This window comes from Companilactobacillus bobalius, from assembly GCF_002179915.1.
GTDB lineage: Bacteria > Bacillota > Bacilli > Lactobacillales > Lactobacillaceae > Companilactobacillus > Companilactobacillus bobalius.
The window spans coordinates 116,994-131,192 of sequence record NZ_MYFM01000005.1; the positions used below are offsets into that span (position 1 = coordinate 116,994).

General features: G+C 35.2%; 14 protein-coding genes. 4 read left to right on the plus strand and 10 right to left on the minus strand.

The annotated features are described in order from the left end of the window. Nucleotides 1-184: 184 nt before the first annotated feature. Nucleotides 185-1,537 carry a PTS cellobiose transporter subunit IIC gene (celB, locus tag LKACC16343_RS08585; protein WP_056951092.1) on the plus strand — a complete coding sequence of 451 codons (1,353 nt, stop codon included), beginning with the start codon at nucleotides 185-187 and terminating at the stop codon, nucleotides 1,535-1,537. Between the two features lie 338 nt (nucleotides 1,538-1,875). Here the strand turns inward: celB and LKACC16343_RS08590 are convergent, their stop codons facing one another. Then, nucleotides 1,876-3,108: a DUF389 domain-containing protein gene (locus LKACC16343_RS08590; protein ID WP_082604479.1), complete on the minus strand. Its 1,233-nt coding sequence runs from the start codon at nucleotides 3,106-3,108 to the stop codon at nucleotides 1,876-1,878. A 112-nt stretch (nucleotides 3,109-3,220) separates the two neighbouring features. Here LKACC16343_RS08590 and LKACC16343_RS08595 point away from each other — a divergent pair, with 112 nt between their 5' ends. After that, nucleotides 3,221-3,556, plus strand: a complete 336-nt coding sequence (locus tag LKACC16343_RS08595; protein ID WP_056951088.1) for a PadR family transcriptional regulator — start codon at nucleotides 3,221-3,223, stop codon at nucleotides 3,554-3,556. Next, on the plus strand, nucleotides 3,549-4,382 hold the full coding sequence (locus LKACC16343_RS08600; protein WP_056951086.1) for a DUF1129 domain-containing protein: 834 nt from the start codon (nucleotides 3,549-3,551) through the stop codon (nucleotides 4,380-4,382). Before LKACC16343_RS08595 ends, LKACC16343_RS08600 begins: the two co-directional genes overlap by 8 nt. A 43-nt stretch (nucleotides 4,383-4,425) precedes the next feature. On the opposite strand, the gene LKACC16343_RS08605 is transcribed toward LKACC16343_RS08600, so the two are convergent. The 7 genes from LKACC16343_RS08605 to LKACC16343_RS08635 all read right to left on the minus strand — a co-directional run bounded on the left by LKACC16343_RS08605 (nucleotide 4,426) and on the right by LKACC16343_RS08635 (nucleotide 11,577). Next, complete coding sequence (locus LKACC16343_RS08605; protein ID WP_056951084.1) at nucleotides 4,426-6,336, minus strand: BglG family transcription antiterminator; 1,911 nt, start codon at nucleotides 6,334-6,336, stop codon at nucleotides 4,426-4,428. 30 nt (nucleotides 6,337-6,366) lie between these two features. Next, nucleotides 6,367-7,821 carry a glycoside hydrolase family 1 protein gene (locus LKACC16343_RS08610; RefSeq protein WP_056951082.1) on the minus strand — a complete coding sequence of 485 codons (1,455 nt, stop codon included), beginning with the start codon at nucleotides 7,819-7,821 and terminating at the stop codon, nucleotides 6,367-6,369. Between the two features lie 11 nt (nucleotides 7,822-7,832). Then, entirely contained in the window at nucleotides 7,833-8,171 is a 339-nt protein-coding gene (locus tag LKACC16343_RS08615; RefSeq protein ID WP_056951081.1) for a PTS sugar transporter subunit IIA, read from the minus strand. 26 nt (nucleotides 8,172-8,197) lie between these two features. Beyond that, nucleotides 8,198-9,433: a PTS sugar transporter subunit IIC gene (locus LKACC16343_RS08620; RefSeq protein WP_056951079.1), complete on the minus strand. Its 1,236-nt coding sequence runs from the start codon at nucleotides 9,431-9,433 to the stop codon at nucleotides 8,198-8,200. Between the two features lie 33 nt (nucleotides 9,434-9,466). Further along, nucleotides 9,467-9,775 carry a PTS sugar transporter subunit IIB gene (locus tag LKACC16343_RS08625; protein WP_054643007.1) on the minus strand — a complete coding sequence of 103 codons (309 nt, stop codon included), beginning with the start codon at nucleotides 9,773-9,775 and terminating at the stop codon, nucleotides 9,467-9,469. A gap of 173 nt (nucleotides 9,776-9,948) precedes the next feature. Continuing rightward, nucleotides 9,949-10,923 carry an SIR2 family NAD-dependent protein deacylase gene (locus LKACC16343_RS08630; protein ID WP_056951077.1) on the minus strand — a complete coding sequence of 325 codons (975 nt, stop codon included), beginning with the start codon at nucleotides 10,921-10,923 and terminating at the stop codon, nucleotides 9,949-9,951. After that, nucleotides 10,924-11,577 (minus strand): hypothetical protein, encoded by a 654-nt coding sequence (locus LKACC16343_RS08635; protein WP_234032510.1) that lies wholly within the window; start codon nucleotides 11,575-11,577, stop codon nucleotides 10,924-10,926. Nucleotides 11,578-11,763: 186 nt separating this feature from the next. Here LKACC16343_RS08635 and LKACC16343_RS08640 point away from each other — a divergent pair, with 186 nt between their 5' ends. Further along, nucleotides 11,764-12,354: a TetR/AcrR family transcriptional regulator gene (locus tag LKACC16343_RS08640; RefSeq protein WP_056951073.1), complete on the plus strand. Its 591-nt coding sequence runs from the start codon at nucleotides 11,764-11,766 to the stop codon at nucleotides 12,352-12,354. Between the two features lie 39 nt (nucleotides 12,355-12,393). Here the strand turns inward: LKACC16343_RS08640 and LKACC16343_RS08645 are convergent, their stop codons facing one another. Then, a complete protein-coding gene (locus tag LKACC16343_RS08645; protein WP_234032509.1) occupies nucleotides 12,394-13,290 on the minus strand; it encodes a serine hydrolase in 897 nt (298 codons plus the stop codon). Between the two features lie 589 nt (nucleotides 13,291-13,879). After that, nucleotides 13,880-14,191 carry a metal-sulfur cluster assembly factor gene (locus LKACC16343_RS08650; protein ID WP_054643003.1) on the minus strand — a complete coding sequence of 104 codons (312 nt, stop codon included), beginning with the start codon at nucleotides 14,189-14,191 and terminating at the stop codon, nucleotides 13,880-13,882. Between the last annotated feature and the right edge of the window lie 8 nt (nucleotides 14,192-14,199).

Sequence of the window (14,199 nt, forward strand, 5' to 3'; positions counted from 1 at the left end):
CATATAAAATTTCAATCTCTAGAGGTATACCAATCTCAATTAGAAAGAGATTCGAATGAGTCTTGACATCTTGATACAATTGGAGTATGAGGACTTTTTTGTTGAATTTATTTCAAAAACCGGTTTACATTTGAAACCGTTTGCACTAGTATAATGAATGTAACTTTTTGAAGGAGGGATTTTTATGTCAAGTGAGAGTACAGGTTCTTTTAAGGACCGAATGATTAACCTTGCTGGTAAATTTGCGGCTACTAGGTTTGTTAGAGCCATCATGGATGCCGGTTACAGTGTTATTCCATTCACCATTATTGGTTCTATTTTCCTTATTTTGAATGTTCTACCCCAAGCCTTTCCAATTCCTGGATTTGCAGCTGTATATGCAAACAGTTTGGGCCGTTTTTCGAACTTATTCCAAGCTGGCTATAATGCCACAATGGGTATTTTGGCTTTGATCTTCGCGGGTCAATTCACATTCTCTTATACAAAAATTTATGAAAAAGAAGAGAATTTGAATCTAGTTCCACTAAATGCTTTATTCATGTTTTTAATGGCATTCTTTATTACCGTTCCCCAATTAATTTGGAAAAACGGTGTTATTCAATTTCAACAATCTCTAAAACCAGATAACATTATCGGTGGTGGCTACGCCGTATCTACTGGTGGTATCACAAGAATTGCTGCTGTAGGTATTTTTACAGGTTTAGTTGTTGGTTGGATCACAGTTCAAGTTTATCGTTTCACTGTTAAACACAACTGGCAAATCAAGATGCCAGAATCAGTTCCAGCTGGTGTTTCTAACTCATTCAGTTCATTGATTCCTGGTGCCTGTGTTGCTATCGTTGTCAGTGTTCTTAACTTAGCTCTAGTTCTTGCCGGAACAGATATTTTCAAGGTATTATACATTCCATTTTCATTTATCAGTGACATTACAAATACATGGTGGGGATTCTTGATTATCATCTTCCTTATCCACTTCCTATGGTGGTTCGGTATTCACGGTGCTACAATCATGAGTTCATTCTACACACCAATTATTTTGGCTAACATGGCTGCTAACGCTAAAGGTGCCGACAATTTCTTTGCCGGTGATCCATTGAACGCCTTTGTTATCATCGGTGGTTCTGGTGCTACTTTAGGTGTTGCCATTTGGTTAGCATTCTTCTCTAGATCAGCTCAACTAAAGGAAATTGGTAAAGTTGAACTTGTTCCAGCTATCTTCAATATCAATGAACCTTTACTATTCGGTTTACCTATCGTTTATAACGTTGATCTATTTATCCCATTCTTGGGTGCTCCATTAGTTTCAGGACTTGTCAGTTACTTCGCATTCACATCAAAACTAGTTCCTAAGATCATTACACAACAACCATGGCCTACACCAGTTGGTTTGAGTGGATTTATCGGTACTGCTAGTTGGAGAGGTGCTGTCCTTTCAATCGTCTGTGCCCTTGTTGCATTCCTAGTTTGGTTCCCATTTATCAAACGTTACGACAACAGACTACTAAAACAAGAACAAGAAGCAGAAGCAGCTGCATAGAGAGCGTAGCAGGGGTGGTCAGCCTCTGAGGATTTGCCTAAGTATTGAAATTGCACGTGTACTTTACGGGCGATTCCAATACTGTAGCAAACCACAGGAGGTTACCCCTGCGCAGCTCGTTTCAATTAGAGAGTGGGACAGGCCCGTTTAGATTCTGAGCATTTGCAGGACTTTGCGAATTGACTGCGTAGCAGGCAGTTTGTGAAATCAGGCAAAGCACAGGAATCTGGCCTGTGGAGCTCGTTTCCACTATTCAGTAAAGTACAATGTTTATCTTGTCTTGCAATTAAAAAGACTTTCGATGAAATCATCGAAAGCCTTTTTTAGTACCTAAATTTCTAATCTAAAGTAAAGTGAACCGTCGCTTCAATCCCCAACTTATCGGCTAAGTTCTCTGCATACTTCTTAACTTCATCCTGTTTTGATTCACTATCTTTATTCAATTTAATCAGAATAATTGATTCTTTAATCTTTGTTTTACTTGCCAATTGTCCGACATAAACTTTTGAAATATCATCTGGATACTTCTTGGTTAATTGTTGCTTCAGTTTCAACAAGTTCTTATCACTGTTATCAGTTGTTGTACTCTGCGTACTGTCATTCTTTTCTTGATCAACATACTTTTTAAAGGCATTCACACTTAAGTAATTCCCTTTAGATAGCTGTTGAAATTGTAATTTATAACTCCCTAACTGATAGTCGCCCAACTTATCATCCAAGCTATTTATCTCGGCGTGACTCAAATGGCTGCCAATAACGACTAATTTAATTTTTCCATTAGCGATTTGCTTATTCACAACATACAATCCTGGCAATTCATTATCGACAAAACTGGTCAATTGGGTCTCATTGTAAGTTTGTTTGACCAAAGTTGAAGCTGAAATCAAACTGGGAATAGTAATGATAATCGCTGCCGCAATGATTAAGATTTGATTCTTCAGAGGTATACCAGTTGCCCGTTTGGTTCTAAGATTGAAAATTAACGTACAAATCATCGTTGCCAAAGCAATGAAAAAGGTATTGATCAAAAATAGATATCCGGCACTCAAAACTATGGACCATTTGAATTGACTCAATCCATATCCCACTGTTGATAGTGGTGGAATCAAAGCTGTCGCAATCGCTACTCCAGGTAAAATATTTCCCGGATCTTTCTTGGCGGAACCAATAATACCAGCGACACCTCCGAAGAAAGCCACTAGAACATCCCAAATAGCTGGTTGTGTCCGAGCAATAATTTGGTCACTGGCATCTTTAATTGGTGACAGTGAAAAATAAATTGTGGCCGCCAACAGTGCAACTACCAACTCAATAAGGTAGAGTGTCGCTGCTTTTCGTATTAATTTCGTATCACGAATACCGAAGCCGTAACCCATTCCGATGATTGGGTCCATAATTGGTGAAATCAACATAGCACCAATGACTACAGCTGTCGAATTCATATTCAAACCCACACAAGCTATGATCGTGGCACAAAATAAAACTGCAAAGTTAAGCCAACTGAGTCCTAGCCCTTGCCGTACATGTTGATCAATAATATCTGATTTTAAAAGTTCCTCATTATCCATCATTTCTTCCCCACTTCACAATTTTCAGGTCTATTTTACCAAAGATTCCACTATTATGCTTTACATATTAGTTATCACCGAGTAGTATGTATTACATATTAGTGAGGTCATAAGCATGAACAATTCTCAATTACTTAAAGGCATTCTAGAAGGTTGCGTTTTATTCGTCATTTCTGACGGTGAAATTTACGGATACGAGTTAGTCCAAAAATTAAATAAATTAGGTTTTACCGATTTAATCGGTGGCACTGTTTATCCACTACTTCAAAAGTTAGAAAAACGTGGCGACTTAAGTAGTCAACGCAAGCCTTCTTCAGAGGGTCCTTCACGGAAATATTATTCTCTAACTACACAAGGTAGAAAACAGATGACCGAATTTGCCGACCAATGGCAGTCACTAGAGTTAGTAGTTAACCAAATCATTTCAAGAAAAGGTGAACAAGATGACTAAATCTGACGAAGTACAGGAACTGATTTCTAGTAACAATGATTTACGTAAAAAACTCAATCCTGCTAACGAAAAGTATTACAGCAATCTACTAATTTACGTTCGTACCGCGGGTTTATTCTATGACGACTACGAAGTTGAAAGTAAGTTGTTAGAGATTCTTCAAGATATTATCGACGCTCAAAACGATGGATCTACCGCTGAAGACTACTTCGGACAGGCTCCCACTGACACTGCCAACCAACTGACCGCTAGTTTCACCAAAACTAGTCTCCGTGAACGTCTGAAATTTTTCGGAGGCCTTTTTGGTATTACAGCGATTTGGACGTTAGTCATTCAGATGAATGGTCAAGAACAACAATTGAATCTTGTGCCTTTTGTCTTAAACGGAATTTTCATGATGGTTCTCATCTTTGCAGCCTTCTGGCTCATTCATCAAACTATTTACTCCAAGATTTTCGAACACAAGGCTATCAGTTTTGCGAGTGCTTGGATAGTCAGTCTTCTAACTGTTGTAATTTTTACCGCTATTCAATTTACTAAACCGGCTATGTTCAACATTCCTATTACGAATAATCTAATTATTATTATGAACAGTCTTATTCTCATCGGTTCGATTGTTGCCCTATTTTTGATTAAAGCCAAGTGGCGTCCAGTTATGATTGCTGCTGAACCGATGATTTGGGTTATTGCACTGTCGAATATTTTTAAAGTTTATGCACCTACAAGTATGAGCAAAACCATCCTGGTTATAACTGCTATTTTGAGCGTGATCAGTATTATTTGGTTCTTTAGTTATTTCCAGTGGAATAATCGTAAACATCAATGATTACATAAAAAAACTAGACGTTTTTAAGCGTCTAGTTTTTTTATTACAGTAACGCAGTTAATTGTTTTATAAACTCATCATACGTTTTTGATTTAACCAGCAAAGCAATATTCTTAGGATCAACGGCAATCTGTGACAAATCATCAAAGATATTTCGATATGCTTGTTTATTACTTTCATTTATTGCCAACAAAAACATTAAATTAACGTGATTATTATCCTTGTCCCAATTTATTCCCTTAGGATCAATTACCACATATCCTTGAGTTTTCAAAGCAACCATCTGTAAAGAATGAGGTATCGCCACTCTTCCAAAAGCGGTGCTAGACATTTTTTCTCTAGCTTCCAATCTATTCCTAAAATCGGTTGTTACAACACTCTTCTGTTCTAACTCATCGCAGACCATTTTAAATAAAGCATCTCGATTAGTTTCACTATTAATTATTTTGAAATTTTCTTTTGGGAAAAATTTTTCTAAATTATTAGTAAAATTTATTTTCTCCTGTTTATGTTTCAAACCAGTTATCAATTGGTTAACTTCCTTATAGTCAATCTGCGTTAAAAACTGTGAAATATTGGCATGTCTAATTCCAGATAATGAATATTCCGAATTAACTTGTATAACAAAGTCTATTTTTCTTGGATAATCGACTTCATCTATCATATCCGGATTATGAATCACTCTACCAATCACAATATCTTGACTAAAAAGCCGTTCAAGTCTACTCATGAATTCATCATTATCACTTTGATAATCAGGCATTAACACCACTACGTACAACTTATGCAAGTCATTGATATATTCAGATACAGCATTTCCAATATGCATTGCTATATAAGCAATTTCATCATCTTCCAAAGTAATATCTTCAATTTCTTCCATTCGATTGGAAATAAGCACTGCACATTCATAAATTATTGGCGACGACTTTCTTATCTTAGCTGTCATCGGATTCCGTTCTACATACCCGTGTGATGAACGTTCCAATAATCTTTGGATATGAATCGCAAATTGTTCCCTAAAGTTCAGTACCCTCAAATCAATATTGAGCATTGAATTAACGTATTTTATAAGATTATCTACTAAAACTATTGTGCTGTGTTTAACGTTGTCTTCCAAATCCCTATGTTTTCTGGTTATAGAGAACTGAATAATTAAAATTAAACTCTGTCTTTCAGATTCAGAAAAATGAATATGTTCTGCATTTTCTACAAAATCGATTAATTTATTACCAAAACTTTGTTCCTGATTATTTTCTCTATTATCATTTTGAATAACAGTTTTTTCGTCGTTATCCTTTTCTGAATTTTGGGATTGATAACCATTTTTGATCCGATGAGTAGCTATCGCAATATGCAACAGAATATTATTGAAATCAAAAGTGTTCAAATAAATATTCTCTATCATTGTTAATTTTTTTATAGCTTCTGAAATTTGGATTACATTTATATCAGGAAAACTATCTTGAATAGTATCATTGCCGATAAATGTCTGCTTAGACTCTCTGTATAAAATGTCACTGATCAGCTTTCGCTTATCCATTTCACTACCTAACAGTGACCAGTTATCGCCATTTTGTCTTAATTCCAAATCAAACGGTTTTACATAAAGCTGTATCTCCCTTAATAATTTCAATATTGTCGACTCACTTAAATAGAATTGATCAGCAAGATCATAAAGATTTAAATTTTCCTGTTGGGTAAATTCATTAATTAAAACTCTCTTTATACTTTCATAATCTGAATTTCTTTTAGTAGTACTATTTACCTTTTTTTGGTTAGCTTTATAACCTTCACTACTTACAAAAATAGCTGCAGTATCGATTAAATCCTTTGCGTAGCGTTTAATACTACGTTGAGATACACCAATTACTACAGCTAGTTCACTAGAAGTATGCCATCCAGGGTTATTTTGTAAATAGTCCCATAGTTCTTTCTTATGGTCTTTACGCAAATAACTCATCTCCGTATACGTCTTTTTTATTTATATTTCTTTACCATTGGATGAAATAACATCCCTGTACCAATAATAACTATCCTTTAATAATCGTTTACCACTTCCATTGCCTTCATCATCCTTGTCTACATAGATGAATCCGTATCTCTTAGACATTTGTTGTGATGAACAACTTACGATATCGATTGGGCCCCAAGCACAGTATGCAATTACTTTGGCTCCATCATGAATTGCTCTACCAACTTGCTCAATATGTGCACTTATATATTCTGAACGGTAAGGATCATGAATCTTTCCATCTTCAACCTTGTCATACATTCCAATACCATTTTCAGCGATGATAATAGGTTTCTGATATCTGTCCCAATATTGACTTAACGTATTATACAAACCTTGAGGATCAACAGCCCATCCCCATGGACTTTCCTTTAAATAAGGATTTTTAGTAGTATCTGATGGACGATATTCATTCTTAGTCGAATCAACAACTTTGGAGTAATAATATGAAATAGCTAAGAAATCCATATGGTTATTAGCTAACAATTCCATATCGTCATCTTTGATATCTAATTTATCTCCACGTTCAGCAAAATAATTTTTAGCATATTCAGGATAATAACCACGGAATTGAACATCAGTGAAGAAGTACTGTAAACGATTTTGACGCATTGTTAAAATCACATCGTCTGGTTTACAACTAGCAGGATAAGCTGTTCCATCAGCAACCATCGTCCCAATATGAATATCTGGATTATTTAATGATTTAGCATATTGTTTAATCCATGCAGCTGCGACCATTTGATTATGAACAGCTTGATAAAGTGCCTCTTCTTCGTTTTCATACTGATCTGAACAAACACCGACTGACAAGAATGGTTCGATTTGAACCATATTAATCTGATTGACAACAATCCAATATTTGACCTTTTTACCAAACCAATCCAATAAGGTCTTACCAAACTTTTCGAACATAGGAATTACTTTTCTATTAGGCCAACCACCATATTCAATAGTTATGTTAATTGGAGTTTCATAGTGATTCATAGTAATAATCGGTTCTATTCCATAACTCAGCATACAATCGATCATTTTGTCATAGTGTTCTAGTGCTGACTTATTAGGTTCTGCCTCATCACCATTTGGAAAAATTCTTGACCAATCTAATGATGTTCTAAATGTTTTGAATCCCATATCGGCTAACAATTTAATATCTTCTGGATAAGTATGATAAAAATCAATTCCAAAACGCTTTGGGAAATAATCAGTTGTATCTTTAACATTTTCCTTCACTTGTGCCAGAGTCATACCTTCTGTTTCAAGTTCTTGAATTTTATCATTAGATAATCCCTTCAAATATGGTTGAACATCTGACGAATTCAATCCTTTGCCATCTTCTTTATAGGCACCATCAGCCTGACTAGCAGCTTGAGCACCACCCCATAGGAAATTATCTGGAAAATATGGATATTTATTGTCTTTCATAATTTATCTCCTCATTTAGACTTTTGGTCACGTTTTTCAAATACGGTAATTAGATGCTTTGCCAAATTATATTCACTCATAATAGTCATTAAAGTATCTTGAGCGTGTGTGAATAGAACTGAATATTGAACCTTATCCCCTTCAGCTTCTTCTTGAAGTTTTTTAGTTTGTAAACGGTGTGCCACAACTAATTTGGCATCCGCCTTTTTTATATTTTCTTTTGCTTCTTCATAATTAAAATCGCCAACGTCATCCAATGCTTCGGCAATAAATGCTCGAGCATCACCGGCGTTGATAATAATGTCCATTGTGTCTTTGACTGACTTATTATCAAATTCTTCTTCTGACATGTGTCTCTTCTCCTAAACCTTTTAAATTAATTTTTTGCCTCTTCTTTAACTACTTGGCCATCATAAACTTTGAAGAATGGGAACCAAATGACCCAAGCTACAACAAAGATAACTGCCATTAAAATAATTGCTCCAACAGAAGGACTAACAATCCATGTTGAAATTGGGAATGGAATGTACCACATTTGCATTAAAGCCTTTGGAATAGCAGCCAATCCCATCTTTAAACCTAACCATGTAATAATTGGAATTACAATACCGTTAATCCATAGCGGAATCATCAAGTATGGATTCCAAACGACAGTACCGAAAACAAGTGGTTCATTAATATTGAATAGTGATGGAACAATACATGCTTTTCCTAAAGCCTTTAAACGTTGAGACTTTGCCATTAACAGCATCATCAAAGCCAATGGCATCGTACATCCAACACCACCGATCCATGCCCAACCACTGTAGATAACTTCACTAGTAAAGACATGTGTTGCGGGATTTCCAGCAGCTACTGCAGCTACATTGGCGGCAATACCGCCCAACATTAAAGGTTGGGTAATTGGTGATAGAACCCAACCTGAAATACCCATTGAGTAAATAAAACAATCTAGGAACAAAATAAATGTGAATCCATAAATCGTATCGGCACCTGTTGCTAATGGTGCAAATATTGATTGAATTGCGTTATACATATTGAAATGAGCTATATCAACTAATAACCATCCAATGATAATGATGATTCCAATCGGTAACATTGAATCAAACCATGATGTTACAAAATCAGGAATTACTGTATCTTCACTAAAGAAGGAAAATGTTCCGAATCCCTCCATAATCAAACTGACAAAAATAGCTACAATGATAGCAACAAACATACCACCAGCACCAAATTCACTAAAACTAAATGAAGCAGTAGCTCCAGAATTAGTAAATTTAGGATTAATCAACATTAAGAACAAAGCTACTGATGTTAATCCGGCAATAATTCTTTGTTTCTTTAGTTTTTTGAATTCCATATAATTAAACGGAACTAGAAATGCTACAAAAATAGACAATAATCCAAAGGTAAAATTACTTACTGGTGAAAAATCAGGCCACCATTTCCAAAAATTACCCGGAATATTTAATAGACTGACTACTGAACCAACTAAAATGAAAGGCAATACTTCAAGTACGGAATTCTTTAATGTTACGATCCATTGATTATTCCCAACAACTTGAGCTTTAGGCGCAAATTTATTATTGAGAAAATCCATAAATTTATTCATCTTGGCACACTCCCCAATTTACTTTTTCCGTTACTAATCTCCTAATTCTTCTTTTAAATGTGCAATAGCACCTTTACCGTCAAGAATTGAATAATAGTCGGAGTGCATTAAAACTACTGTCACATTTTCGGGAACGCGTGCTTTGATAGCATCGAATTCAGCTTTTAAATGTGGTCCAACCATTAAGGCATCAATGTCATCCATGTAATCACCTAATTCTGATTCACTACGAGCCTTAATTTTGTAATCAAGTCCTTCTTTCTTAGCAGCTTTTCTCATATTAGCTGCCATAAACCCTGATGATGCTCCTGAACCACAAATTAATAGAATACTTTTACTCATAATACTTACCTCCGTAATATTTTTTAATTTATATGCTTTGTTATCCGTTTCTCTTTACGGTTATATAGTAAGTTATTCCTGAATACGGTTACATTTAGTTTTGTCACCCTCCTAGTGACAAAACTTTCTAGACAAAAAAAGCCGAGGATAACCTCGACTCTTTTACTAACTATTTATTTTCCCAATACAGTTCTAACATCTGCTAGAGCTTGAGAAATATCTCCTTTAATAGCTTGACCCTTATCTTCAATTTCCTCTGGCAAAAATTGATGATCACGGTTGATCATGACATCATATGAACCTTCAAGGCTTCCTGTTAGGGCCCAGAACGGTTCTTGAATAAACATTGGTGTCATACGACCAACTCCTAATTCGATCATGAGAAGATGATTGTCATGTAGATGTGTCAAAACATCATCTGAAACCTTTTTATATTCCTGATGATATCTAGTACCTTCCAAGAAGTTTCCATAACCTCTGACCCAAGGAAAAGCTTCCGCTCCGCAATTGGGACAACGAGGTATTAGTTCTGTTGGCACTTTAGTGTCATCCCCCATAGCTTGGACCATTTCCTCAACTGGTTTGACCGCATCCCACACTTCATCACTACATTGTGCAGAACACTGAAAGAAACGATGATCCCCTTGAATCTGAGCAACTTTGTCCTCTGGAAAAGCTTTTATTGCTTGAGTATCTTGATTCGTGGTCAAAATAAAGTAGTCTTTATCTTGCAAAATAGCTTGCAAATCTTTATATGGTTTTCTTATTTCCGCATGTTGCGTCGTATGAAGAAAAGTTGCCAAATAGCCCCAATACTCTTCACGGCTTGGCCAACGATATTGCATTCCAGAGAAGGCCCCTTTTATACCATATTTCTCGGCAAATTTTCCGAAATATTTTCTAAAAGATTCGTTATCTTCATAATAGAAGTCACCACCACCTGCAGCGGATAATCCTGAAGCTCCACCTACCAAAATATGATCCGCTTCATTAATTTTTTCGGCTAAAATATTGATCTGTTCCTCATATGGCAAAGGTGCTCTACTAGTCAATTTAACCGGCGTTTTGCCACTGGCGTATACATTAAAAAATTGTGAATAGTTGGTTTGTGTCTTCATTACTAATTGTTCATAAAAAGATAAGCTCATTTAATTTTCCTCCAATAATTCTTTAAAAGTAGTATCAATATTTCCTGGCAAGGCTACAGATTGATGCTCAATTTTAGGATCAATATAAATTTCTTGCGGCATATTCAAAGTTAGATAATTCCAAGCTGGATGATCTGCCACCATATCCATTAATGGAGCCTTAATCATTTTATTTTTAGAACCTATACCTAACTCCAGTTGTAAAATTTTCTTATTTTTATTCTTTTGAGCAAACTCAACGAACCTATTTCGTTGTTCATTCCAAGCTTCAGAATTCATATTCAATCCATCAAAGTTACCTTCAATTTCCCAAATGTTTTCATCGGAAAAACCGTTTAATTGAAAATGTTTATCGGCGTTTGATGTCAGAATGAAATAATCTTTTGGTTTAAGTATTTTATTGAGACTTTGAAATGTTTCTGTCGGCTTATAATCCTCAATTAAATATTGATGAACTTTTCTCATGAATTCTTGATGATCTGGCGCCGGCAATTGTGCAAAAACACCTTGAATCAAACTGCTAATGCCGTAAACAATCTTGAAATGATTAAAGTAATTTTCAAAATTTTCGTCATCAGCGAATATGTTGTATCCTTCTGAAATAGACAGGCCATTGCTTGCACTAACAAGAATCGCATCACTTTCATCAATCAATTTGCGAGCTTGTTCTATCTGTTTTTCTATTTTATCTCCTTTAACAAATTAATTAACATAATGTATAATTATGTACATACTGTATTGAATATATTTAAAATACATGAAAACAAATTCAAATTTAAGCACACATTTCGAATTTAATTCATGTTGTAAACAGTTTTTAAATTGTGTTAAGGAGTTTATATGCAAAAAAATCGTAAGCCAGACCGTCGAACTATTTATACTATTAATATTATTAAGGATTCTTTTTTAGAATTGATTAAACACGAGCCATACAATCAACTCAATGTGGCCAAATTATGTCGTGAAGCGGAAATCACCCGTTCTACTTTCTACTTACACTTCGATAATCTGACTGACGTTTTAAATTCTGTTTTGGACGACGCCTTATTATTCAAGGATGAAACGAATCCTAGTGATAACATTGACCCTTCTAATCTCAGCATTGACTTATTACGAGAAAATGAATCAATGTTACCGGCTTGTCAAAGAATAGCTGATTCTTCTAAATATCGTAAACTCTTAATGGATTCAAATCTTAGTGACTATATTATTGGTCGTATCGTTGCCCACGAAAAATCACGCATGGTGCCATCTATTCAAAAAAGAACTGGTCTTAGTGAATCAGATGCTGAACTACTATTTATCTATTCAATTCACGGATCATTTGCCATTAATAAACGACACCACTTTGTAAAAAACGATTCTTGGTACCATGAACTCCAACTGTTAAATAAATTTACTGGTGCTGGTTATAATTCTTTAAAAAATTAATAGTACAAAAAAAGCCGAGGATACCCTCGACTTTTTTAATTAAGAATAATTTTCAATTTTAGTTCCAGCGTCAGATCCATAAACAATCTTCTGCACGTTCTTAGTGATTTCCGCAATTCTTGAAAAACCGCTCAATCCACTTTGATTATGTCCATTGGTCATGACGACCAAAATATATCTTTGTCCATTTGGCAACGTCACAATACCAGCATCATTATTCGTATCATTTAGAAAACCAACTTTATCTTGGACAGTTGTTCCGCTATCAGCAGCGGATGCTCCAGCAGGGATTCCCGTTCGGTAAATTTGTTGGTCCATTAAATTCAAAATTTTTGCCTGATCAGATTTATTTTCAAAAGCACCTTTGCCATTGGCCAAATCTTCTAGCAACAGCTGCAAACTGTAACTGGTTGTTTTGGCAGCTTGTCCATCTTGGAAAACTGATGGATACCAACCTTGCTTTTTAATGAAGGCACTGATTGTACTGGCACCATACTTGTTAAGCTGTGCTTCCGCAAAATCATTCTCACTATTAACAATCATCTTGTTAAAATTATCAGTATTCTCAGTCGTCCAACTGAAATTACCATTCGATTTCTGATTCATCAAGTAAGCTGTTAAATACAATTTATACGTACTAGCCGCCGTCTTAACTGCATGAGCATTCGCTTCAGTTTCCAAACTACCGGCTTGATAAAGTTTGGCATACTTACTATTAGCCGCCGCACTGCCACTCTCTGCACCTAAATTGTAAAAACTAACACTAGCAGTACCGTCCTTGGTGACTGTATTCAGATAATTAGTCAGATTCGTCTGAATAATTTTTTGTTTCTTTTTAATTGCCTGTTCAGTTTTAAAGTTGTCGATAATGGTTGATGCATATGAATTATTGAAGAAATAACTCAAACTACCAACGATTATTATTGTTGCAATCAAAAGAACTCTCAAATATTTTTTGAACTTTCTTCTTTTGACTCGTATAAGATTACCTCATCCCATTAATTGTAAAATTTAATAAAGTCAATTATACGAGCTATTTGTGAATTTTCTTTATACATTTTCATTACAACTCTTTTAACAATTTGTAAATTTTGTTACATCGCTGAAATAAAAATCAAAAACCAATTTGCTTAAATTTCCGTCTTCCGCAAGAATTGGGAATGTGTTGGAACGCTATGGGCATGACTTGAAGCTAATAATTTCACCTTCGGCAAAATTATGGATCTCCAAGATCAGCCTTATTGTAAGCGGCAAAGCCGCCAACAATAATTTCATAGCTGAACACATTTCCAATTCTTACTACAGACTAGATAGTATTTTGTTTATTCTTCTGAGATAAGTATATTTAATTCATAATCTTATAAAATAAGTCTAATCTAAAAAAATAAGAACGACCTCTATTAAGAGATTCAAGTAAAGAATATATCTTGAATACTTAATAGAGGTCGTTCTTTTGATTTAAATTTCTTCAAAAATTTCAAATCATCGATAATATTAGAATCAGGGAAACTAGTCGGTAGTATGTCTATCCTCCAAAGATTCCCAGTGAAATTCGAGCATAACGACTCATCCTGGAAATATCCCAAGTTGGATACCAAACTAACTCAACTTCACACTCACTGATTCCCTCAACTGTTTCGGCGGCCTCTACAATCGAATCATGTAACATATCGCTCAAAGGACATCCCATTGTAGTCAAGGTCATCGTCACCACGGCTTTATTCTCATGTTCAATACTTACTCCGTAGATCAAACCCAAGTTCACGATATCGATTCCTAATTCCGGATCGATCACATCCTCTAAGGCCTCCATAACTAGATCCTTTTTTTCTGTCATAATCTTAT